The 22,583-nt window shown below is 72.7% G+C and carries 22 protein-coding genes; 12 read left to right on the top strand and 10 right to left on the bottom strand.

Annotated elements, in window-relative coordinates; genetic code table 11:
• Positions 1-10: 10 nt before the first annotated feature.
• A complete protein-coding gene (locus tag AB0J74_RS28340) occupies positions 11-754 on the bottom strand; it encodes an ABC transporter permease (RefSeq protein ID WP_363453206.1) in 744 nt (247 codons plus the stop codon).
• The gene (locus AB0J74_RS28335) at positions 751-1,692 is read right to left on the bottom strand and encodes an ATP-binding cassette domain-containing protein (protein WP_363453204.1); all 942 of its coding nucleotides are present in this window, start codon (positions 1,690-1,692) and stop codon (positions 751-753) included. The genes AB0J74_RS28340 and AB0J74_RS28335 overlap by 4 nt, the downstream gene beginning before the upstream one ends.
• Positions 1,693-1,780: 88 nt before the next feature.
• Here AB0J74_RS28335 and AB0J74_RS28330 point away from each other — a divergent pair, with 88 nt between their 5' ends.
• Positions 1,781-1,969: a DUF1918 domain-containing protein gene (locus AB0J74_RS28330; protein WP_363453202.1), complete on the top strand. Its 189-nt coding sequence runs from the start codon at positions 1,781-1,783 to the stop codon at positions 1,967-1,969.
• Here AB0J74_RS28330 and AB0J74_RS28325 read toward each other — a convergent pair whose 3' ends face one another.
• Together AB0J74_RS28325 and AB0J74_RS28320 are read right to left on the bottom strand one after the other, a co-directional pair.
• Positions 1,970-3,190 (bottom strand): MFS transporter, encoded by a 1,221-nt coding sequence (locus AB0J74_RS28325; RefSeq protein WP_363453200.1) that lies wholly within the window; start codon positions 3,188-3,190, stop codon positions 1,970-1,972. It abuts the gene before it with no gap.
• A 49-nt stretch (positions 3,191-3,239) separates the two neighbouring features.
• Complete coding sequence (locus AB0J74_RS28320) at positions 3,240-4,769, bottom strand: MFS transporter (protein ID WP_363453198.1); 1,530 nt, start codon at positions 4,767-4,769, stop codon at positions 3,240-3,242.
• An 86-nt stretch (positions 4,770-4,855) separates the two neighbouring features.
• Here AB0J74_RS28320 and AB0J74_RS28315 point away from each other — a divergent pair, with 86 nt between their 5' ends.
• The 3 genes from AB0J74_RS28315 to AB0J74_RS28305 all read left to right on the top strand — a co-directional run bounded on the left by AB0J74_RS28315 (position 4,856) and on the right by AB0J74_RS28305 (position 7,399).
• On the top strand, positions 4,856-5,560 hold the full coding sequence (locus AB0J74_RS28315) for a TetR/AcrR family transcriptional regulator C-terminal domain-containing protein (RefSeq protein ID WP_363453196.1): 705 nt from the start codon (positions 4,856-4,858) through the stop codon (positions 5,558-5,560).
• A gap of 64 nt (positions 5,561-5,624) precedes the next feature.
• A complete protein-coding gene (locus AB0J74_RS28310; protein ID WP_363453194.1) occupies positions 5,625-6,239 on the top strand; it encodes a PadR family transcriptional regulator in 615 nt (204 codons plus the stop codon).
• Complete coding sequence (locus tag AB0J74_RS28305; RefSeq protein ID WP_363453192.1) at positions 6,236-7,399, top strand: FAD-dependent monooxygenase; 1,164 nt, start codon at positions 6,236-6,238, stop codon at positions 7,397-7,399. The genes AB0J74_RS28310 and AB0J74_RS28305 overlap by 4 nt, the downstream gene beginning before the upstream one ends.
• Positions 7,400-7,428: 29 nt before the next feature.
• Here AB0J74_RS28305 and AB0J74_RS28300 read toward each other — a convergent pair whose 3' ends face one another.
• The 3 genes from AB0J74_RS28300 to AB0J74_RS28290 all read right to left on the bottom strand — a co-directional run bounded on the left by AB0J74_RS28300 (position 7,429) and on the right by AB0J74_RS28290 (position 9,578).
• Positions 7,429-7,833: a four-helix bundle copper-binding protein gene (locus AB0J74_RS28300; protein WP_363453190.1), complete on the bottom strand. Its 405-nt coding sequence runs from the start codon at positions 7,831-7,833 to the stop codon at positions 7,429-7,431.
• Positions 7,834-7,971: 138 nt separating this feature from the next.
• Positions 7,972-9,186, bottom strand: coding sequence for an RNA polymerase sigma factor (locus AB0J74_RS28295; RefSeq protein ID WP_363453188.1), 1,215 nt, complete (start codon positions 9,184-9,186; stop codon positions 7,972-7,974).
• A gap of 26 nt (positions 9,187-9,212) precedes the next feature.
• Complete coding sequence (locus AB0J74_RS28290; RefSeq protein ID WP_363453489.1) at positions 9,213-9,578, bottom strand: YciI family protein; 366 nt, start codon at positions 9,576-9,578, stop codon at positions 9,213-9,215.
• Between the two features lie 146 nt (positions 9,579-9,724).
• Here AB0J74_RS28290 and AB0J74_RS28285 point away from each other — a divergent pair, with 146 nt between their 5' ends.
• The 7 genes from AB0J74_RS28285 to AB0J74_RS28255 all read left to right on the top strand — a co-directional run bounded on the left by AB0J74_RS28285 (position 9,725) and on the right by AB0J74_RS28255 (position 20,106).
• On the top strand, positions 9,725-10,891 hold the full coding sequence (locus AB0J74_RS28285; protein WP_363453186.1) for a histidine kinase: 1,167 nt from the start codon (positions 9,725-9,727) through the stop codon (positions 10,889-10,891).
• Entirely contained in the window at positions 10,884-11,552 is a 669-nt protein-coding gene (locus AB0J74_RS28280; RefSeq protein WP_363453184.1) for a response regulator transcription factor, read from the top strand. Before AB0J74_RS28285 ends, AB0J74_RS28280 begins: the two co-directional genes overlap by 8 nt.
• Positions 11,553-11,611: 59 nt before the next feature.
• Positions 11,612-13,678, top strand: coding sequence for an MMPL family transporter (locus AB0J74_RS28275; RefSeq protein WP_363453182.1), 2,067 nt, complete (start codon positions 11,612-11,614; stop codon positions 13,676-13,678).
• A gap of 249 nt (positions 13,679-13,927) precedes the next feature.
• A complete protein-coding gene (locus tag AB0J74_RS28270; RefSeq protein ID WP_363453180.1) occupies positions 13,928-14,209 on the top strand; it encodes a hypothetical protein in 282 nt (93 codons plus the stop codon).
• Positions 14,210-14,267: 58 nt separating this feature from the next.
• Positions 14,268-16,157 (top strand): histidine kinase, encoded by a 1,890-nt coding sequence (locus tag AB0J74_RS28265; protein ID WP_363453178.1) that lies wholly within the window; start codon positions 14,268-14,270, stop codon positions 16,155-16,157.
• On the top strand, positions 16,154-16,795 hold the full coding sequence (locus AB0J74_RS28260) for a response regulator transcription factor (RefSeq protein WP_363453176.1): 642 nt from the start codon (positions 16,154-16,156) through the stop codon (positions 16,793-16,795). Before AB0J74_RS28265 ends, AB0J74_RS28260 begins: the two co-directional genes overlap by 4 nt.
• Before the next feature lie 140 nt (positions 16,796-16,935).
• A complete protein-coding gene (locus AB0J74_RS28255; RefSeq protein ID WP_363453174.1) occupies positions 16,936-20,106 on the top strand; it encodes a BTAD domain-containing putative transcriptional regulator in 3,171 nt (1,056 codons plus the stop codon).
• 116 nt (positions 20,107-20,222) lie between these two features.
• Here AB0J74_RS28255 and AB0J74_RS28250 read toward each other — a convergent pair whose 3' ends face one another.
• Positions 20,223-20,909, bottom strand: coding sequence for a hypothetical protein (locus AB0J74_RS28250; protein ID WP_363453172.1), 687 nt, complete (start codon positions 20,907-20,909; stop codon positions 20,223-20,225).
• A 221-nt stretch (positions 20,910-21,130) separates the two neighbouring features.
• On the opposite strand from AB0J74_RS28250, the gene AB0J74_RS28245 reads away from it, so the two are divergent.
• Entirely contained in the window at positions 21,131-21,343 is a 213-nt protein-coding gene (locus tag AB0J74_RS28245; protein WP_363453170.1) for a hypothetical protein, read from the top strand.
• 8 nt (positions 21,344-21,351) lie between these two features.
• Here the strand turns inward: AB0J74_RS28245 and AB0J74_RS28240 are convergent, their stop codons facing one another.
• Positions 21,352-21,573: a hypothetical protein gene (locus AB0J74_RS28240; RefSeq protein ID WP_363453168.1), complete on the bottom strand. Its 222-nt coding sequence runs from the start codon at positions 21,571-21,573 to the stop codon at positions 21,352-21,354.
• A gap of 47 nt (positions 21,574-21,620) precedes the next feature.
• Complete coding sequence (locus tag AB0J74_RS28235; protein WP_363453166.1) at positions 21,621-22,391, bottom strand: EAL domain-containing protein; 771 nt, start codon at positions 22,389-22,391, stop codon at positions 21,621-21,623.
• Positions 22,392-22,583: the final 192 nt, after the last annotated feature.

Below are 22,583 nucleotides of genomic sequence, written 5' to 3'. Positions count from 1 at the left end.
GCATCATGCCTCACCCGGCTGACCGGAACCGGCGCAGCGCCAGCGGCGCGAACACGGCGGTCAGCAGCGCGCAGGCCAGCAGCAGCCAGGCCAGGCTCGCCCCGGGCGCGGTGCCGGCCATCAGCGCCCGGGCCACGGTCACCAGTTGGCTCACCGGGTTGACCTCGACGAAGGCCTGCAGCCAGCCCGGCAGCGTCGCGGGCGTGGTGAAGATGTTGCTGAAGAACGACAGCGGGTAGAGCACCGCCTGGGTCAACGCGAGCACGGCGCCGGGGGTCCTGGTCACCAGCGCCAGCAGCGTCCAGAGCCAGGAAAGGCTGACCGCGAACAGCAGCACGAGTGCCACCGCGGCCAACACGCCGGGCACCCCGCCGGCCGGGCGGAAGCCGAGCGCGAGACCGAGCGCGATGACCACCACCGACGCCAGCGTGTAGCGGACGACGTCGCCGATGAGGGCGCCGACCAGCACCGCGCCGGGGCGGATCGACAGGGTGCGGAACCGGTCGTACACACCGGTGGTGATGTCGGCGCTCAGCGCCGCGCCGGTGGTGCCGGTGGTGACCAGCAAGGTCATCACCAGAATGCCGGGGACCAGATAGCCGATGTACGCGTCGATCGAGCCACCGATCGCCCCGCCGAACAGGAAGGTGAAGATCAGCGTGAACACCACCGGGTGGACGGCGACGTCGAGCAACTGGATCGGGGTGCGCCGGAACCTCGTGATCGCCCGGCCGCCGAAGACGAGCGCGGTCATGCGACCTTCTCCTTCGTCGCGGTCAGGGCCAGGAACACCTCGTCGAGGGTGGGTTGGCCAAGGGCGAACTCGGCGACCTCGACCCCGGCCCAGGACAGCTCGGCCAGCGCGGTCGCGGCAGCGCCGGCCGCGTCGGGCCGGGCGGTGACCACGGCGGGATCGGCGTCCAGCGCGAGGGTCTCTCCCAGCACCCGGCACAACACCTGGCACGCGGCGTCGCGCTGCGCGGGCTCGCGCAGCCGCACCCGCAGCGTGCCGCCGCCGACCGAGGCCTTGAGCTGGCTGCCGGTCCCCTCGGCGACCAGGCGCCCGTGGTCGATGACCGCGATCCGGTCGGCCAGCTGGTCGGCCTCGTCGAGGTACTGCGTGGTCAGCAGCACGGTGGCGCCGTCGGCGACCAGGCCGCGCACCAGGCTCCACACGTCGTTGCGGCCGCGCGGGTCCAGCCCGGTGGTCGGCTCGTCGAGGAAGAGCAGGTCGGGCGCGACGACCAGGCCGGCCGCGATGTCGAGCCGGCGGCGCTGGCCGCCCGAGTAGGTGCGCACCAGCCGATCCGCGGTGTCGGTGAAACCGAAGGTGTCGAGCAGCTCGGCCGCCCGCGCGACGGCCGCGGCCTTGGACATGCGGTGCAGCCGGCCGAGCAGCACCAGGTTCTCCCGGCCGGTCAGCGTCTCGTCGACCGACGCGTACTGGCCGGTGAGGCTGATCCGCTCGCGCACGGCCGCGGCCTCCGTGACCACGTCGTGGCCGAACACCCGGGCGCTGCCGCCGTCCGGCCGCAGCAGCGTGGCCAGCATCCGGATGGTCGTGGTCTTGCCGGCCCCGTTGGGCCCGAGGAACCCGTAGACCGAGCCGGCCGGGACGGTCAGATCGATGCCGTCGACCGCTCTGGTCGCGCCGAACGCCTTGACCAGCCCCGACGCTTCAACAGCGTGCATGGCGCCTCCAGTTGGCTAAAGTTGGACTCTAGTGTTGCACTACAGCCCACCACCGAGTCAAGCTGGGAGGGAGGGACGGAGGCACGCCATGCAAGCAGTCGTAGGTGACCGGCTCGTCGTCGAGGGCATCCACGTAGGCGACCCGCGACGCGACGGCGAGATCCTCGAGGTCCGCCACGCCGACGGCAGCCCGCCATACCTGGTGCGCTGGCCGGACGGCAGCGAAAACCTGGTGTTCCCGGGCAGCGAGGCGCACGTGGAGCGCAGGTCGAGGTGATCAGGCCGGCTGCCGTTCGAGTTGGTGCCACGGGCGCACGAAGACCAACGGCAGCAGGGTGACCGCGAGATAGACGAACGCCGAGAACAACAATCCCGGCGTACGCCCGAGCACGCCCATCGCCAACCCGCCGAGCAGCCCGCCCAGCGGAACGCCGGCCCAGGCCAGCGACCCGGTGAACCCGAAGACCCGGGCGTGCAGGTCGGCCGGCACGCGCTCGAACATCGCGCTGGTGATGATCGGGTTGATCGACGCCGACATCGCGCCGACCCACACGCAGATGCCCAGCAGCAGCGGCAGGCTGGTGGTCAGCGCCAGGCCGAACAGCAGCGGCGAGCCGGCCAGCAGCAACGAGACGGCGAACGTCGGATAGCGCGGCAGCCGCGGCCCGAGCCAGGCGAACAGCAGCGAGCCGAGCACCGCGCCGAGGCCGTAGGTGCCCGCGATCGTGCCGAGCACCAGCGGGTCGCCGACCACCTGGTCGATCCAGATCGGCACGTACACCGCCATGGTCGCCTGGTCGATCAGGTTGGTGAAGAAGAGCAGCGCGGCGATGGCCAGCAACAAGCGGTCGGTGCGGACGTAGCCCAGCCCGACGCGCATCGAGCCGAGGTATCCCCCGGCGCTCGGTTCCGGCCGGGTCACCGCCGGCACCAGTGCCGCGATCAGCATAGCGGCGAACAGTGCGGCGCCGGCGTCGACCAGCAGCACGTCGACCGGGCCGAGCACGGCGATCAGCACGCCGGCGGCGGGCGTGCCGAGCAGGAACGAGAGCCGCTCCACCCCGGCGTAGAGCGAGGTGACCCGCTCCAGCGGTGCGCCGCTGGCCGCGACCAGGTCGGGCACCATCAACCGTTTCGCCGCGTCGGTCAGGCTCTGCACGGCGCCGAGCAGGGCGACGATCGCCACCAGCGCCGGGAACGGCAGCCCGCCGAGGTGGCTGGTCAACGGCGCGGCGGCGAGGATGGCGGCGCTGGCCAGGCCGCCGGCGACCGCGCAGCGCTTGCGGCCGAACCGGTTGATCACCGGCGCCCCGGCCAGCCGCACCAGCACGTAGCAACCGGTCTGCGCGAACGCTACGAGGCCCACCCTGGTCGGGGAACCGTTGGTGGTCCACACCAACCAGGGCAACGCCAGCATCGTCATCTTGTTGCCGGCCAGCGACGCGCCCTCGGCCGTCAGGAACGCGACCAGCGGCCGCCGTGCCGTCGCGGTCCCCATGGCGGACGAGCCAACTACGTCGCATCGGGGACCGCAACCGGAGCGGCGGTCAGCCGTGTGCCACCGGGGCCCGCTCGGGCTCGGCGGGCACCGGCTGCCCGGCGCCGGCCGCGGGGTCCGAGCGGCGGATGACCAACAGCACGACCAGCACGGCGCCGGCCGCTCCGAAGACGCCGACCCACGACGTGATCGACATGGCGCCGACGAACGCCGCGCGGGCGATCCCCACGAGACCCGTGTCGCCGGTGGACGTCGCCGACGCCAACGCCTCGCCGATCGAGTGGCGCGCCTCCCCGGGCGCCGACGCCGGCATCCGCGAGGTGTACGCCGATGTCAGCACGGTGCCCAGCACGGCGACACTGAGCGCCTGCCCGACCTGCTGCACGGTGTCGTTGACCGCGGAGCCGACGCCGGCGCGGTCCTTGGGCAGCGCGGCCAGCAGGGTGCCGGAGGCCGACGGACCGACCATGCCGCTGCCGGCGCCGGTCACCACCAGCACGAGCGCCAGATGGCCGTAGCCGTCACCGGCCGACGTGGACGCGAGCAACCCGAACCCGGCACCGAGGAACGCGAGGCCGGTGACGATCGCGGCCCGGGCGCCGAACCGCTTGTCGAGGACCACGCCGATGCCGTTGAACACCATGACCGCGGCGATCATCGGCGCCAGGGCCAGGCCGGCCTTCAGCGGCGAGAACCCGAGCACGAACTGGAGGTACTGGGTCAGCGCCAGCAGGATGCCGCCGCCGGCGAACGCGAGCAGCACGATCGACAGGCTGGCGCCGCTGAAGTCGCGGTTGCGGAACAGCGCCATGGGCAGCATCGGTTCGGCGACGCGGCGCTCCCACAGCGCGAAGCCGACCAGGCCGACGGTCCCCACCGCGAACGCGGCCAGGACCGGGCCGGATCCCCAGCCGTCGCGGGACGCCTCGATGATGCCCCAGACCACACCGGTGAGAGCGACCATCGAGAGCAGGGCGCCGACCAGGTCGGCGCGGCGGGCCGGGCCGCGCGACTCCGGGATGATCAGCAACGCGGCGATGATGCCGAGCACCGCGACCGGCACGTTGACCAGGAACACCGAGCCCCACCAGAAGTGCTCCAGCAGCAGGCCGCCGACGGTGGGACCGCCCAGCGCGCCCAGCATCAGCACCGAACTCCAGACCGCGACCGCCTTCTTGCGCTCGTCGTCGTCGAAGACGGTGGTCAGGATCGAGAGGGTGCCGGGCATCAGGAACGCGCCGCCGGCGCCCATCGCCGCGCGGGCCGCGATCAGCTGACCGGGTGACTGCGCGAACGACGCGGCGAGCGAGGCGGCGCCGAAGAACACCAGGCCGATCACCAGACCGCGCCGGCGGCCGTAGCGGTCGGAGAGGCTGCCGGCGGTCAGGAGCAGGCCCGCGAACACCAGGATGTACGCGTCGATCATCCACTGGATGTCGGCGTTGGTGGCGCCCAGATCCCTGATCAGCGTGGGTATCGCGATGTTGAGCACCGTGTTGTCGATGACCAGGACGAGCAGCGACAGGCAGAGCACGGCGAGGATCAGCCAGCGCCGTGGCTCCCGTTGAGAGGTGGACATGAGAGGACCTCCTCGTACACTGTGCGACTTCATAGAACACCGTACTACTCACTCGTACACTGTGCGAGCCCGGCTACCATGAGCGGATGCCAGACCCGTTCGAGCGCTCGGTGTGGACCCGCCCCGCGCGACCCCGCAGTGGCACGCCGGCACTGAGCCGCGACCAGATCGTCAAGGCGGCCCTCGAGCTGCTCGACGCCGAGGGCATCGACGGGCTGAGCATGCGCCGGCTGGGCGCCAAGCTCGGCTCCGGCGCGACCTCGATCTACTGGCACGTGGCCAACAAGGACGATCTGCTCGACCTGGCCATCGACGCGGTGATGGGCGAGGTCCGGATCCCGGACCCCGTCGACGACTGGCGCGCCGCCGCCGGCGCCATGGCCCGCGACCTGCGGGAGGTGCTGCTCCGGCATTCCTGGATCGCCAGCCTCTTCGGTGTGCGACCCAACGTCGGGCCCAACTCGATGGCACTGGCCGAGTCGATGATCACGTTGCTCGATCGGGCCGGTTTTTCGCAGGCCGAGGCCACCTACGCGGCATCGGCGCTCAGCTCGCACGCGATCGGTGCGGCGATCACCGCCGCGGCGTGGCACACCGCGGTGGCCCGCTCCGGGATGACCGAGGCCGACCTGACCAAATCGGTGGCCGCCTTCCTGGAGGAGCAACGGGAGGCCTATCCCCGGCTGGACGGCGGGCCGGGCGCGCCGCCGCTGGACATCCGCGCGCTCCAGGAGACGACCTTCGAGTACGGACTGGAGCGCCTGCTGGACGGCCTCGCCGCCCGGCTCTGACGCCCATTAGTTGACTCTGACTATTCAATCGTGGATAGTTGGACTCAACTAATGGAGGCGTGCGATGGCGAGCAAGCGGAAGGTCGGCAACCTGCTGGCCCTGGCGGTGCTGTCCTACCTGACGATGGGGCCCAAGCACCCCTATGAGCTGTCGCGCACGCTGCGCGACAACGGCGACGCCCGGAGCATCCGGTTCAACCACGGCTCGCTCTACATGGTGATCTCGCAACTCGCCAAGGCCGGCTTCATCGCCGAGCAGGAGACCAGCCGGGAAGGGCAGCGACCCGAGCGCACGGTGTACGCGATCACCGAAGCCGGCCGCGCCGAACTGCACGACTGGCTGCGTGAACTCGTCGGCGAGCCCGACCACGAATACCCGCATTTCGTCGCCGCGCTCTCACTGATCGCCGCCCTGCCGCCCGACGAGGCGGTCACGCTGCTCCGGCTACGGGCCGACCGGCTGGCCGAGCAGCGGGCCGAGACCCGGACGCTCGTCGACGGCGCGCTGGCCGGCGGGCTGCACCCGCTGTTCCTGGTCGAAGAGGAATTCCGCATCACCCTGCTCGACGCCGAGATCTCCTTCGTCGAGCGGTTCATCGGTCAGATCACCGATCCGGAGGCGGGGTGGGGTCCACAGTGGGCCGCCTTCCACTCGGGGCAGAGGGGGGACGAGTCATGATCCGTACCGCACTGGTCATCGGCGGCGGCATCGCCGGGCCGGCGACCGCGATGGCCCTGCGCAAGGCCGGGATCGACGCCACCGTTTACGAGGCGTCCACCGCGCCGCGTGGGGGCGCGTTCCTGACGCTGGCGCCCAACGGTGTCGACGCGTTGCGGGTGTTGGGCGCGGACGGGGCGGCGCTGGCGTCGGCCTTTCCGACGCCGGGGATCACGCTGCGCAGCACCACCGGCAAGGAACTCGGCACGATGCGGACGCCGGGGGTGTCGTCCTTCACGCTGCGGCGCGCGGCCCTCGACGGGGCGCTGCGGTCCGAGACGGTCGCACGCGACATTCCGGTGTTGACCGGGAAGCGGCTGGTCTCCTTCACCGAGAGCGCCGGCGGCGTGCGCGCGAAGTTCGCCGACGGCAGCACGGCCGAGGGTGACGTGCTGGTCGGTGCCGACGGTATCCACTCGGCCGTGCGACGGGTCCTCGATCCCTCGGCCCCGGCGCCGGCCTATGCGGGGCTGGTCGGCAACGGCGGTTTCGCCCCACCGAGCGCAGCCGTCTCCGCCCCGCCCGGCCACTACGAGATGATCTTCGGCCGGCGCGCCTTCTTCGGCTACGTGGTCGCACCGGGCGACGAGGTCTGGTGGTTCGCGAACGTGCCCTACCCTGCCGAGCCCGCCCGCGGCGAGTTGGCCGGCATCGACTGGCGGTCGCGCCTGCTCGACCTGTTCGACGGGGACGCCGGGCCGGCGGTCGAGGTGATCGGCACGACCCCGGAACTGGTGCCGATGGACGCGATCTCGTCTGTGCGTGGGCTCCGGTCGTGGCATTCGCGGCGCGTGGTGTTGGTCGGTGACGCCGCGCACGCGCCGACGCCGACGTCCGGGCAGGGCGCTTCGTTGTCCATCGAGGACGGCTTGGTGTTGGCCAAGTGTCTCCGCGACTACCCGGATCCCGCCGACGCGTTCGCTCGTTACGAGGCGTCGCGGCGGCCGCGGGTCGAGCGGATCGTCAAGGCGGCCGCCCGCAACAACAGCAGCAAGGCCGCGGGGCCGGTGGGCAGGGTTATCCGGGACGCCGTCATGCCCGCCGTGCTCAAGCTGGCCTCGACGAGCAATGCGCAGCGTCAGGTGTTCGAGTATCACGTGGATTGGGCGGCGGCCGCCTGAGGTTCCGGGGCGCCGCCCCGGAACAAGGCCTAAGCCATTGTCGCCAACAGGGCGCGGCAGCTTTGGTCGCAGGTGCGGCAGGCCTCGGCGCAGATCCTGCAGTGTTCGTGCATTGCCGCGTGGCGCTCGCACTCCGCGGCGCAGACCGCACAGGCCGTCGCGCAGGCTTCCAGCATCGCCCTTCCGATCGAGGCGTCATAGCCCGTCCAGCGGGTGAGCACCCGCGCCGCCGAGGCGCAGACGTCGGCGCAGTCCAGGTTCGTGCGGATGCACATCGTCAGTTCGGCCACGTCGGGCTCGCCCAGGCAGGCCTCGGCGCATGCCGTGCAGGCCTCGGCGCAGTCGTCCAGCGCGTCGATCGTTTCCGCGAGTTTTGCTCGATCCAGCTCGATCGGGTTCGGGTAGGTCTCGAGCATCGGCAGCGTGGTGGTCATATTCCCTCCTCGACGGGTTCCGATTTGGGTCGCTTTCCCCCGAATGCCGGACCTATGCTCCGGGGTGCCGCCCGAAGGGGACGCGGGGAGCGACGCGGCTTCATGGGCGTCGATATGCCCGTCGGCGGCGCGCCGCGATCAGCGGGTCGCGGCGGCCGCCCGTTCCATCAGCAGCGTGCGCTCCTGGCGGGTCGGTGCCTGCCCCGCCGCCCGCTCGAGCTCGTCGGCGGCCTCGGCGTGCCGGCCCAGCCGGAGCAGCAGGTCGCCGCGGATCGCGCCGAACAGGTGATAGCGGCTCAGCCTCGGGTCGTCGCGCAGCTCGTCGATCGCGTCCAGAGCGGCCTGCGGACCGTCCACCTGCAACACCGCGACGACGCGGTTGAGGCGGACCACTGGCGACGGTGCGAGTTGGGTGAGCGCGTCGTAGAGCGCGAGGATCGCGTTCCAGTCCGTGTCGGCGAAGCGTGGTGCGCGGGCGTGGCACGCGGCGATCGCGGCCTGCACCGTGTAGGGGCCGAGCGGCTTGCGCAGCGCCCGCGCCCTTGCCAGCGCACCGAGACCGTGCGCGATCAGGGTGCGGTCCCAGCGGGCGCGGTCCTGATCCTCGAGGAGCACGGGCTGGCCGTCCCGGCCGACCCGGGCCGCGAATCTCGACGCCTGCAGTTCCATCAGCGCGACCAGGCCGTTGACCTCGGGCTCGGCCGGCATCAGGGCGGCCAGCATCCGGCCCAGCCGCATCGCCCGCTCGGCCAGGTCGCGGCGGATCCAGCGGTCGCCCGAGGTGGCTGAGTGGCCCTCCGTGAAGATCAGGTAGACGACCTCCAGAACCGCGTCGAGCCTGGCCGGCAGGTCGTCGGGGTCGGGAACCGCGAACGGCACCTCGGCCGCGGCCAGCGTGCGCTTGGCCCGGGAGATCCGCTGCCCGATCGTGGCCGGCGGCACCAGGAACGCGCGGGCGATCTCCTCCGTGCTCAGCCCGCCGACCAGCCGCAGAGTCAGCGCGGCCCGGGACTCCTGGGACAGCACCGGGTGGCAGGCGACGAAGACCAGCGAGAGCAACTCACTGTCGGTGCCGGTGCCGGCCTCCTCGTCGATCGCCAGGAGGGCGTACTTCTCGTCGCGTACCCGCTCCCGCCGGATCATGTCGATCGCCCGGCGGCGGGCCGTGGTCAGCAACCAGCCCGCGGGCTCGTCGGGGATTCCCTCGCGCGGCCACTGCTCCAGCGCCGCCAGATAGGCGTCCTGCGCGAAGTCTTCGGCCAACCCCACGTCGTGCACCAGCCGGGTGAGGGCGGCGACCAGGCGCGCGGAATGCACCCGCCACACCGCGTCCACGGTCCGCCGCGCGTCCATCACCGCTCCCTCCCCCGGCCGGGCGCTCAATCCCGCAGCGCCTGGACATCGGCCTCGTCGAAGTAGGGCCGGATCTCCAGCCGCCCACGCCCCACCGTCGGGTCGACCGGGCACTGCCGCGCCCATTCGAGCGCCTCCTCCACCGTGCCGACCTCCCAGATCCAGTATCCGGCGACGATCTCCTTGGCCTCGGTGAACGGGCCGTCGACCACCGACGTGGTCCCGCCCTCGAAGACCACCTGCTTGGCCTCGGCGCTCGGCCGCAGGCCCGCGGCGTCGAGCAGGATCCCGGCCTTGGTCAGCTTGTCGTTGTATTCGTCCATCGGTTCCAGCATCTCGGCGTTGCCGACCACCCGCTCCTCGTCGGTGCCGACCACCTTGATCATGACCATGACCTTCACGACGTTCCTCCTCGTGTCGTCCTTCTCCTACCCGTTGGTCGAACGGGCGCGGGCCGGTTTCGACATCGTCCCGAACAAAATCCGTCTCCCTCCTGGGAGGGAGGCGTCGGGCGGGCGGCGCGTCGGATACTGCCAGCGTGTGGAAGCTGTCGGAGCTCAGGCGCCGGGCCGCCGACGCTGCCTACGGCCTCCCGCCGCTGGCGGTCGACGCGATCATCGCCCTGCTCTGCTATCTCGCGACGATCGCCTCGCCGGTGGTCGACGCCGAAGACACGCCCAGCATGTATCTGTTCGCCGCGCTCAGTTCGCTGCCGCTGGTCTGGCGGCGCCGCTGGCCCGTGCCGGTCACCTTCGTCACCGGCACCGCCACCGCCGTGCTCGCGGTCAACGACCTGATCAAAGAGGTGCCCTACGGCCAGCTCGTCGCCACCTACACCTTCGCCGCGCTGGGCAACCCGGTCTGGCGGCTGGTCGGCATCGGCGGCACGATCGTCGGGTTGGGCATCTCGCTCACGCCCAAGAGCAACCCGCTGCCGGTCGCGGCCACGCTGATCCTCTTCGGCGGCGCCTACGGCCTCGGCGCGATCGCCCGGTCCCGCCGCGACCTGATCGCCACCCTCGAGGCCCGGGCACAGCAACTCGCCGCCGACTACGCCGAGGCAGCCTCGCGGGAGCGACAACGGATCGCCCGCGACATGCACGACACCCTCGCCCACTCGGTCAGCCTGATGGTCGTGCAGGCCGAAGCCGGGCCGGTAGTGGTGCGCCGCGATCCGGGCGCGGCCGAGCGGGCGTTCGACGCGATCGCCGACGCCGGCCGCGACGCGCTCACCCAACTGCGCCGCACCCTCGGAGTGCTGCGCTCGGAGCCGGCCTCCCGCGCGCCGCAGCCGGGCCTCGACGCGATCGGCCCGCTGGTCGAGCAGGCCCGCGCCGCCGGGCTGGTGGTCAGCTTCGCCGAAGACGGCCAGCGGCGGCCCGTGCCGCCCGACACCGCGGTCGCCGCTTACCGGGTGGTGCAGGAGGCGCTGACCAACGTGGTCCGGCACGCCCGCGCCGCCCAGGTCGACGTGCGCCTCCGCTGGGAGCCGGCCGCGCTGGTGCTGGACGTGCGCGACGACGGCCGCGGGCCGCGCCGCCGGCCGCCGGCGCCCGGTGGGCACGGCCTGATCGGTATGCGGGAGCGGGTGGTCGCGTGCGGCGGCGCCCTGCGCACGGGAGCGGCGGTCGACGGCCCCGGATTCGTCGTGCACGCTACGCTCCCCCTCGTGCAGTCCGTGGTGCCCGTGCAGCCGCATGGCTGACCAGATCCGCGTGCTCGTGGCCGACGACCAGGAGCTGGTCCGGGGCGGGTTCGCGCTGATCCTCGACGCCCAGCCCGACATCACCGTGGTCGGCGAAGCCGCCGACGGCGCCGAGGCGGTCGCCGCGGCCGAGCGGCTGCGGCCCGATGTGGTGCTGATGGACGTGCGGATGCCCAACGTCGACGGCATCGCGGCCACGGCCCGGATCTGCGCCTCCTCGGCCACCCGGGTGCTCGTGCTGACCACCTTCGACCTCGACGAATACGTCTACGACGCGCTGCGCGCCGGCGCCAGCGGGTTCCTGCTCAAGGACATGCGCCGAGACGACCTGGTGAACGCCGTGCGGGTGGTGGCCGGTGGCGAGGCGCTGCTGGCGCCGACGGTGACCCGGCGGCTGATCGCCGACGTGGTGGCCCGGGAACCCCGTAAGCCGGTGCCGACCAGGCGGCTCGACGCTCTCACCGCACGGGAGACCGAAACGTTGCGGGCCGTCGCGCGCGGGCTGTCCAACTCGGAGATCGCGGCCGAGTTGTTCGTGACCGAGCACACCGTCAAGACCCACGTCAGCAATCTGCTCACCAAGCTCGACCTGCGCGACCGGGTGCAGGCCGTAGTCCTCGCGTACGAGACCGGACTGGTCGTTCCTCGCTCCGGCGAGTGAGGGACGGTCCACTCCGGACGGCGATCCGCCGCACGCCGAAAATGCGTTGGATCGACGGCATGACAACCTCACTGGCACGTTTCTCCGTACGCCGCCCGGTCATCGTTCTGCTGATCTGGCTGGCCGTCGTCGGCGCCGGCTTCACCGTCGGTGTCGGCGTCTTCGACCGTCTCGTCGGCGACGTCGGCGTGGTGCCCGGCAGCGAGTCGGACCGGGCCAGCGACCTCGGTGCGACCCTCGCGCCGGAGCCCGAGCAGATCACCGCGATCGTCAGCGGCGTCGACGCCGCCGATCCGGCCGTCGCCGCCGCGATCGACCGGGTCAGCGCCGACGTGCGGGCGATGCCGGGCGTCGCCGAGGTGAGCCCGCCGGTGCCGGCGCCGGAAACCGGGCGGGCGATGCTCTTCACCGTCACGATGGACCTGGCCGAGGGCGCCGACGAGGTCGCCGGGCAGGCGGCGGAACGCATCCGTGCCGGCACCGGCCTGGCCGGCAGCACCGTGACGGTGTCCGGCGGCTCGCTCAGCGAAGACGAGTTCAGCGAGCAGGCGGCCCGCGACGTGGCCCGCGCCGAGATCTTCAGCACGCCGATCATGCTGCTGCTCCTGCTGATCGTGTTCGGCGGCCTGCTCGCCGCCGGGCTGCCGCTGCTGATCGCGGTGGTCGGCGTCGGCGGCACGTTCGGCATCCTGTTCGCGTTCAGCCAGGTCGCCGACGTGTCCGTCTACTCGATCCAGATCGTCACGATGCTGGCCGTCGGGCTCGCCGTCGACTACGCCCTGCTGGTCGTCTACCGGTTCCGCGAGGAGCGGGCGATCGACCCCGAGGTCGGCCCGGCCGTGTTGCGCACCGCCGGCAGCGCCGGCCGTACCGTGCTGTTCTCCGGCCTGACCGTCGCGATCGCCCTGGCCGGCCTGACCGTCTTCCCGGACCCGTTCCTGCGGTCGATGGGCGTCGCCGGCACCGCCGTCGTCGTGCTCGACATGCTGGCCGCGCTGACCCTGCTGCCCGCCCTGCTGGCGCTCGTCGGCAAGCGGATCAAGGCCCGCGCCCCACGGCCGGCCGGCGCCGGCGTCTTCGCCCGGCTGGCCCGGATCGTGCAACGCCGCCCGCTGGTCACCGCGCTGACCGTGCTGGCCGCGATGCTGTTCATCGCGATCCCGGTGCTCGACATGCGGCTGGCCACCGGCGACGCCCGGCTGCTGCCGGCGAGCACCCAGACCCGCGCCCTCCACGACCAGATGGCCGTGCACTACCCCGACGAGATCCGCCCCGACGAGGTCTCCGCGATCGTGCCCGACGCACCCGACAGCGCGGCGGCCACGACGTTGCGCGACCGGATCCAGACCATGCCGGGCGTACGCGAGGTCCAGGTCAGCGCCCTCGGCAACCTCGCACTGGTCCAGGCCGACGTCGACCAGCCCTACCAGGACGAGGTCGCCAAGGCCGTGCGCGCCCTGCCCGGCGACAAGCTCGTCGGTGGCGACGCGGCCCGGCTGATCGACTACCGCGGCATGCTGGCCGACCGGCTCCCATGGGCGATCGCCCTGGTCGCGCTCGGCACGCTGGTCCTGCTGTTCCTGTTCACCGGTTCGATCGTGCTGCCGATCAAGGCGGTGCTGACCAACCTGCTCAGCATCGGCGCCGCCCTGGGCGCCGTGGTCTGGGTCTTCCAGCAGGGCCACCTCGGCCTGTCCCCGCTGGACGGCACCAACCTGACCGTCCCGGTCCTGGTCGCGGCCATCGCGTTCGGCCTGTCCGTCGACTACGAGGTGTTCCTGCTGTCCCGGATGCGCGAGCGCTGGCTGGCCGGCGCCCGCCCGGAGGTCGCGGTGTCCGAGGGCCTCCAGCTGACCGGCGGCATCGTCACAGCGGCGGCCCTCCTGCTGGCGGTCGTGTTCGCGGGCTTCGTGGCCGGCGGCTTCGTCCCGATCCGCTCGGTCGGCCTGGGCCTGGTGCTGGCCGTGGTGCTCGACGCGACGATCGTCCGCATGCTGCTGGTGCCGGCCACGATGACGCTGCTGGGTCGCTACAACTGGTGGGCACCGGCCTGGCTGGCCCGGATCCACTCCCGGGTCGGCCTGACCGAGACAACCCCCGACCGGGAACTCGTCGCCGTCCGCTGAGGACCCAGGGGTGCCCGCCAAAACGGGGGCGGGCACCCCTGCATTTCCCGGGCGGGCCGGGACCGGCGCGGCGCACCCCGCCTGGCCGCCGTCGGCGGTGCGCTGGCCTTCCTCGCGTGGTCGGCCGGGGTCGCCAGCATCGGCGGGCTCGAAGCCGCCTACTGGTTCGGCTCCCGGCTGCACGACCGGGACACCGTCGCCGCGTTACTCGACGCGGTCAGCGGCGACGCCGTCTACAACACGCTGCTGATGGTGTTCGTGCTCGGCCACCTGCTCGGCATGCTGGTGCTCGGGATCGGGCTGTGGCGGTCCCGCGCGGTGCCGGCCTGGGTCGGCATCCTCTTCGGCGCCAGCCCATTCCTGCACGCGGTCGCGATGGGCGTCGGGCCCGCGGTCGACGCGATCGCCTACGGGCTGCTCGCCGTCGCGACCATCGCCTGCGCCGTGACGCTGGCCCGCACCCCGGACGCCGAGTGGGACCTGCCGGCGCGGACCGCGGCCAAGGCGGTCCCCGAACGTGTGGCGGCTTGAGATGACCGCCGGTCGGGCCGATTTCGCGGCCCGGCCGGCGGCCGCACAATCAACAGTGATGCGACAGGCGGCGATCCGGTTCGGCGTCGCGGTGGCCGTGGCCGCCGCGATCGCCGGCGTGCTGCTGGCCGTCCGCGGCCCGGTCACCGGCCTCGACGCGTGGCTGACGGCGAGTGCGGCCGCCTACCTGCCGGTCGCGCTGGTCGGTGCCGCGATGGCCCGCCGCGAGCCGGGCAACCCGGTCGGCTGGATCTTCCTCGTCTCGGGCGCCGCCCTGCCGCTGGCCAACCTGCTGAACCTGCTCGGTGGCCTCGCCGCCGAGTTGGTGTCCGGCGGGCTGACGGTGCTCGCCATCCCGCTGGCCGCGCTGTTCGGCGTGCTGCTGTTCCCCGACGGCCGGTTGGGCTCCGGCCGCCGCCGCGCGCTGGCCTGTGCGTACGCCATCGCCCTGGTGTTGCTCCTGGTGTATGGGTTGTGTTCGCCGACCCTGATCGACCAGCCGGGGGTGCCCAACCCGCTGTCGCTCGGCGGTTGGGTCGACGCCCTCCTGGTCGTGGTCCTGTTGCTGGGACCGATGATCGCGTTGGCCGCGTGGTCGTTGCTGCGCAAGGCCCGCGCGGCCGGTGGCGACCGCGGCGCGGCGATGCGGCTGGCGGCCTTTGCCGGATTCGGTTGCGCCGCAACGTTCTTCGCCTGCCTGGCCGTCGGCATGACCAGCGGCGACACCGAGCAGATCACGGTGCTGGAGAACACCGGCCCGATCGTGCTCGGCGTCGCGGCCTGGGTCGGCATCGTGCGCTACGGGCTGTTCGACACCCGGGTCGTGGTCAGCCGCACGCTGGTCTACGGCGCCTTGACCGCGGTGGTGCTGGCGGTCTACGCCGGAGTCGCCCTGGCGGTCGGCCGGGTCGCCGGCGGTGCGATCGCGGCACTGGCCGCGCTCCCGTTGCGCGACGTGCTGCAAAGACGGGTCAACCATTGGGTGTACGGCCTGCGCGACGAACCCATCACCGCCCTGGCCCGGCTCGGCGAGCGGCTCGACGCGGCCGGCGCACCCGGCGAGGCCCTCGGCGCCGCGGCCGGCACCGTCGCCGACGCCCTCCGGCTGTCCTATGTGGAAATCGAGGTCGGCGGCGCGGTGGTGGCCACCCACGGGCGGCGCGGCCCGGAACCGGTCCGCGAACTGCCACTGCCGTTCGCCGGTGAGACGATCGGGCGGCTGGTGCTGCAGAGCCGGCACGCCGACTCCAGCCTGGCCGACGAGGCGCTGCTGGCCAACCTCAGCCGGCAGGTGGCCGTCGTCGCGCACGCGGTGACGCTGGCCGCCGAGGTGCGGCAGTCGCGCGAGCGGCTGGTCACCGCGCGCGAGGAGGAGCGCCGCCGGCTGCGCCGCGACCTGCACGACGGCCTCGGCCCGACACTGGCCGGGATCGCGCTCGGCATCGACACGGTCCGGCGCGCGCTGCCGGCCGGGGCGCAGGACGACGCCGACCGGCTCGATCTGCTGCGTGGCGAAGCGCAGCGCGCGGTCGCCGACATCCGCCGGATCGTCTACGACCTGCGCCCGCCGGTGCTCGACGAACTCGGTCTGGCCGGTGCGGTCCGCGAACAGGCCCTGCGGCTCGGCTGCGCCGATGTCGACGTGGCCGACCTGCCCCCGCTGCCGGCGGCGGTCGAGGTGGCCGCCTACCGGATCGCGCTGGAGGCGCTGGCCAACGCGAGCCGGCACGCGCCCGGCGCGCCCGTATCGGTGACCGTCTCGTCGGCCGACCGGCTGGTGCTGCGGATCGCCGACGCGGGCGGCGGCATCCCTGACGGCTACCGTGCCGGGGTGGGCATCGCCTCGATGCGCGAGCGGGCGGCCGAGGTCGGCGGCTCGTTCGTGATCGGCCCGGGCCCGTCCGGCGGCACCCTGGTGGTCGCCGACCTGCCGCTGGCGGTGCCATGACCACCGTCCGGGTCGTGGTCGCCGACGACCACCCGCTGTTCCGCGAGGGCCTGCGCGCGCTGATCCAGGACGCGCCGGGCGTGACGCTGGTCGGCGTGGCCGGTGACGGCGACGAGGCGGTGGCGGTCGCCCTGGCCGAACGCCCCGACGTGGTGGTGATGGACCTGCGCATGCCCGGGTTGAGCGGCGTCGAGGCCACCCGGCACATCCTGCGTGCCGCCCCGGCGGTGGCCATCCTGGTCGTGACGATGGTCGACGAAGACGACTCGGTCTTCGCGGCGATGCGCGCCGGCGCCCGCGGCTACGTGCTCAAGGGCGCCGACCCGGCCGAGATCCTGCGCGCCATCCAGGTGGTGGCCAACGGCGAGGCCATCTTCGGCCCGGCCATCGCGGCCCGGCTGACCCGCTTCTTCAGCACCGGCGCGGCGGCACCGGCGGCGGTCCCGTTCCCGGACCTGACCACCCGCGAACGCGAGATCCTGACGCTGATGGCGACGGGCGCCGCCAACCCGGCGATCGCCGCCCGGCTCGGCCTGACCGAGAAGACGGTGCGCAACAACGTCTCCAACGTCTTCGCCAAGCTCCGGGTGGCCGACCGCGCGGCGGCGGTGGCCCGGGCCCGAGACGCCGGGCTCTAGGGTTTCCGCCGCCGCAGCCGACCGCAGCGAGCCATCGGCTCGCTGCCCCCCGTCACGTCACAGCGTGGCAGAGCGCACCTACCGGATCGCTTACCACCCGGGCTTCCCCACCGTGGTGGGCAGCTATACAGTCGGTCGGCGTGGAGTTCCGCCTGCTCGGTCCGGTCGAAGTCGTCGATGGCGACACCACCCTCGGGATCGGCCGCCGGCAGGAACGCTGCGTCCTGGCCATCCTGCTGCTGGAGCCGGGCCAACTCGTGCCCGTGGGCCGGCTGGTCGAGCTGCTCTGGTCGGGTGAGCCGCCGCGCGGGGCCCGGGCCGTCCTGCAGACCTACATCTCCCGGCTGCGCGCGCTGCTCGGCGACGGCGCCCGGATCGAGCTGCACAACGGCGCCTACCGGATCCAGGTCGAGCCGCACGCGGTCGACGCGCACCGGTTCAGCGACCTGGTCGCCCGGGCGCGGCAGACGGCCGATCCCGTGTCGCGTGGCGAACTGCTCCGCCGGGCGGTGGCCCTCTGGCAGGGTCCGGCGCTCGACGGCATCGGGCCGGGGCGGGAGCGGCTCGGCGCCCGCCTCGACGAGGCCCGCAAGACCGCGGTCGACCTGCGCATCGTCGCCGACCTCGACGCCGGCCGGCACGCCGAACTGGTCGGCGAGCTGACCGAGCTGTGCGCGAGCGCGCCGCTCGACGAGCGGTTGGCCGGCCACCTGATGACCGCGCTGTTCCGCGAGGGGCGGCGCACCGAGGCGCTCGGCGTCTTCAACAAGCTCCGCGACCGGATCCGCGACGAGCTCGGCCTCGACCCCGGCGAGCCACTGCGCCAGCTGCACACCGCGATCCTGCGCGACGACCCGGCGCTGCGGCCGGCGCCGCCTGCCCGGCTCTCGCAGTTGCCCGCCGCCGTCCCGGATTTCGTCGGTCGGGCCGCGCTGCTCGACCAGCTCGACGCGCTCCTCGGCGCGGGCCGATCAACGGTCGTCGTCTCCGCGATCGACGGTGCCGGTGGGGTCGGCAAGACCGCGCTCGCCGTCCGCTGGGCGCACCGGGTGGCCGAGCGGTTCCCCGACGGCCAGCTCTTCGTCAACCTCCGCGGTTACGAGGCCGTCGCGCCGGTGAGCCCGGTCGACGCGCTGGCCCGGTTGCTACGCGCCCTCGGCGTTCCCGGTGACCGCATCCCGGCCGACCCCGACGAGGCCGGCGCCCTCTACCGCAGCGAGCTCGCCGGCCGCCGGGTGCTGATCGTGCTCGACAACGCCGCCACCGCCGAGCAGGTCCGCCCGCTGCTGCCCGGCTCGCCGACCTGCGTGGTCGTGGTGACCAGCCGGTCCCAGCTCGGCGGCCTCACCGCCAGCCATGGCGCCCGCCGGCTCACCGTCGACCTGCTCACCGAGCCCGAGGCGGTGCTGCTGCTGCGCACCATCATCGGCGCGGCCCGGGTCGACGCCGAGCCGGATGCCGCGCTCGCCCTGGTTCGCGCCTGTGGCCACCTGCCGCTGGCGGTGCGGATCGCGGCCGCGCAGCTCGACGCGTCGCCGGCGGCCACTCTCGACGGCTATGTCCGCGCGCTCGACCAGGGTCCGCTCGACCACCTCACGATCGAGGGCGACGAGCTGTCCGGCGTACGAGCCGCCTTCCGTGCCTCCTACGACCGGCTGCCGCCGGGCGAGCGCCGCCTGTTCCGGCTGCTCGGTGCCGTGCCCGGCACCGACGTCTCGGCGGCCGGCGCCGCGGCACTGGCCGGCGAGGCCGACGTCACCGCCGCACTCGACGGGCTGGTCGCGGCCCACCTGGTCACCGAGCTGCGGCCGGGCCGCTACGGGCTGCATGACCTGCTCCGCGCGTACGCCCGTGAGCTGACCGACCCCGACGACGCCCGCACGGCGGTCGGTCGCCTGCACGCCCACTACCTGGCCACCGCCGACGCCGCCGGGCGGCGGCTCTACCCGCACATGGTCCGGCTGCCGTTGGGGGAGCTGCCGGCGGTCGCCGAGTTCGCCGCCAACCCGGCCGCGCTGGCCTGGCTCGACGCCGAGCACCGCAACCTGCTGGCCGCGATCGGGCACGCCGCGACGGCCGGCCCGGCCCGCGCCGCGTGGCAGCTGACCGACGCGCTGCGCGGCTACTTCTGGCAGACCAGCCACACGGTCGACTGGCTCGCCGCGGTCGAGGCGAGCCTGGCCGCCGCCGAGTCGGCCGGCGACCTGCGGGCGCAGGCGGCGATGCGCACCAGCATCGCGCTGGCGCGGCAGAGCCAGGGCCACCTGGCCCAGGCGGCGAGCGAGTTCGACGCCGCCGCCGACCTGAGCGACCGCGCCGGCTGGTCGCACGGGCAGGCCGCGGCGGCCGGCAACCTCGGCGTGGTGCTCAAGAACATGGGCGACTTCGCGGGGTCGGCCCGGCACAGCGAGCGGGCACTGGAACTCCATCGCGCCAACGGTTACCGCCCGGGCGAGGCCAGCACCCTGATCACCCTCGGCGGCCTCTACCACGACCTGGGCGAGTTGCGCCGGGCCGCCGACTACTGCGCGACCGCGCTGGCCATGCACGAGGAGATCGGCTCCCGGATCGGCCAGATGATCGCGCTCAACAACCTGGCCGCGGTCGAACACCTGCTCGGCGAGCCGACCGCCGCCGACCGCTTCCGAGCCGCGATGGAACTTCAGTCCGATGTGGGCAAGGCCCATTCGCAGGCGCACCTGCTCGCTGGTCTGGCCACGGTGCAGCGCGACCGGGGCGAGCTCGCGGAGGCGCTGGCCAACGCGGAAGCGGCGCTGGAGAAGGCCCGCGAGGCGGCGGACCCGCTGGCCGAGGGCGACATCCTCTCGCTGCTCGGCACCGTGCACCACTGGCTGGGCCGCCCCGACCGGGCGGTCGAGGAGCACCGCCGCGGCCTGGCCCTGCTCGGTGCCGGCAGCGAGTATGTCCGCACCCGCGCCAACGTCGGCCTCGCCGCCGCCCTACGCGACACCGGCGACCTGACCGAGGCGTTGGCGGTTGCGGCGGCCGCACTGGCCGACGCCCGGCGGGCGGGCCACCGCATCCCGGCCGGCAACGCGTTCCTCCTGCTGGGAAACATCCACCTGCAGACGGGCGACATCGACCGGGCTGTCGAATATGGACAGCAAGCCTTGGTCACCCACCGGGCGACCGGCCACCGCCTGGGCGAGGGCCGCGTGCTGCGCCTGCTGGGCGACATCGCCCGCGCCAACGGCCTGGGCACCATCGCACGGGAACAATGGCACGCGTCACTGGCGCTGCTCTCCGAAGTCGGCAGCGGCGAGGTCGCCGACGTCTTGAGACGCAACTAGGCCGCGTCCTGGCGATCATCCTGAGCCGAGCCGGGTTCTCGGCGCCGGTGTCGTATCTCGGCGATCCCGAGACGCCGCCAGGCCGCACCAGGGCGCGACGAGCAGCAGGACACGACCTATGCCGAAGACCACGACGCCGGGGCCGGGCCGAACGCGCGGCGGGCCGCCTTGACGGCCATTGCGGCGACGGCGGCGTTGGCGCCACCACCGATCACGGCGCCGATGCCGAACGGCGCCACCCGACCGAGCACGATGATCCCCTGCTTGGTCCCGTACTTGGTGACGAAGTTCTTCCCGAGGATCTTGTTGATCTGCCGCAACGTCTCGACGGGCACCTTGGCGACGATCTGCCGCCCCCAGTGTTGCCCGGTGCGCTCGGCGACCTTGCCGATGGTCTCGGCGGCGGACCCGCCGAGCATGATCCCCATCGCGATCGTCCGGCGACGCTCGATCTCGTCGATCGGAACTCCGTGCACCTCGGCGACCGAGAGCGCAAAGAGTGCCGTCAACTCGAGAGACGACAGCGCCTCGCCCGCCGACAATGCGAGCGCGACTCCCGTGCCGACGCCTGGCGCCGCCGCCGCACCACCGACCGCGGCACCCGTGCCTGCCAAAGCGCTGACATACATCCGCTCCAGATTGCGGATCACCTCTGCAGGTGTGGCTTCTGGATTCCGCTGCCGAGCCCGGGCGATGTTCTTACGCACCAATGGGCCCTGGATGCCGATCGCCTTGTCGAGAAGGTCGAGAACACGCTGCCCACGCACGGCCGGAACCGGCTCGTCGACGGCATCTGTCGCCATGCCCCGAACTCCTTAAGCTCGTCACGCCAAACCCAAGTTACGCGGCAACGCACGGGACACAACAGATCTGAACACGCGTCAACACCTGACCATGCGGACGATTCCGCGTCACGTTCGGACGAGATCGCCTGCACGGCGGCGCTTGCTTACAGCGGGACGGCGAATCGCTGCGTGCCGACCGCGACCGACTCGCCGGAGAGCTAGCGGCACTACGATCCGAAATGGACCATCGTGGTCTGCTGCCGATCCATGAGTTGGAGCAGCAACGGATGGCCCTTGCTCAGGCGGTCGCCGACCAGCAGGCCGACCTCGAATCGCGCCGCCTCCGCAAGCGAGCCGCCCTCGATCACGACGCGCTGCTCGCGACCGAGTCGTCGCGCCGCGACCACGAACGCGTGACCGCCGAACTGGCCGGTCCAGGGAGATCGTGGTGACCGCGTTTCTACAGGAGGCCGGCGTCTACCAGTATCGACATCCGTTGACCGACGCGGTTGCCTACCAGGCGCAGATCGCCCGGATTCAGGAGCAGATCAATACGATGGTCCGGAAGGACGGTGGCGCGGTCACGGCCCGGGGTTGGCTGGACCGTCAACGGATCAACCGCCGAGGGCAAGGGCACGAGGAACTGCTGGCCCAGCACGAAAATCGAGCGGTAGAAGGTCACGCTGGAGAAAGAGCGCCAGCATCACGCCATCGCGCTGGCCGCGGCCGTCACGCCGCGAGCATGGTGGTCAACTCGGGCAGGGTCAGCGCCGGGGCGAAATGGAAGCCCTGCGCGTAGGAGACGCCCAGGCGGGTGAGGGCGCCCAGCTGCTCGGCGGTTTCGACGCCCTCGGCGGTGACGTGCAGGTGTAGGCCGTGGGCCAGGTCGGTGAGCAGCTTGACGATGGCGTGGTCGCGCGGGTCCGTCAGCATTCCGGCGACGAACTGCTTGTCGATCTTGATGCCGTGCAACGCCAGCCGGGACAGGTAGCGCAGGTCGGTCGCGCCGGCTCCCATGTCGTCCAGGGCTACGCCGACGCCGCGCTCGATCAGGCATTCCAGGTGTTTCCCGGCGTGGGTGAGGGTGCTCAGGTCGGCGCCTTCGGAGAGTTCCAGCCGCAGCCGGTGCGCGGCCAGACCGGTCCGCTCCAGCGCGGTCGTGACCGACTCGGTGAAGTCGGTCGCCAGCGTGGCCGGTGAAAGGTTCACGTTGACGTGTTCGGGCGCCGCGGCGCCCAGGTCGACCAGGTCCTGGCAGGCGCGGTGCAGCACCCAGCGGTCCAGCAGCGGCAGCTGACCGTCGCGGTGCACCATGTGCAGGAAACGGTCGGGGGTGAGCAGCCCGAGGGTCGGGTGCTCCCAGCGCACCAGGGCCTCGACGGCCACCACCGCGCCGTCCTCGGTCCGCACTATCGGCTGATAGCGCAGGCGCAACTCGTCGCGGGCGATGGCCTGGGCGACGCTGTAGTCAGGCGTGGTCGTGGGCAGCGCGGTCGACACCGGGGGGCTCCTCGCGGTTTGGCTGTCGTGCAGTGCCCCACCACTGTCGTTTCGGGAGGCCCCCGTCGGGCCTGTCGACAACGCGGGTCGCCAGGGCCCCGGTCGGGTTCCCGGATGCCGGGGATCGGACCGAGGATCCACGGGGGTGGCCGCCGGTCGCCCGGAATCGGACCTAGCGGCCGACGGGGTCAA

Origin of the sequence: Asanoa sp. NPDC049573, from assembly GCF_040676615.1 — a bacterium.
In the GTDB taxonomy this organism is placed as follows: domain Bacteria; phylum Actinomycetota; class Actinomycetes; order Mycobacteriales; family Micromonosporaceae; genus Asanoa.
Note: the sequence above shows the minus strand (reverse complement) of the source record. Positions and strands in the feature narration are given on the sequence as shown.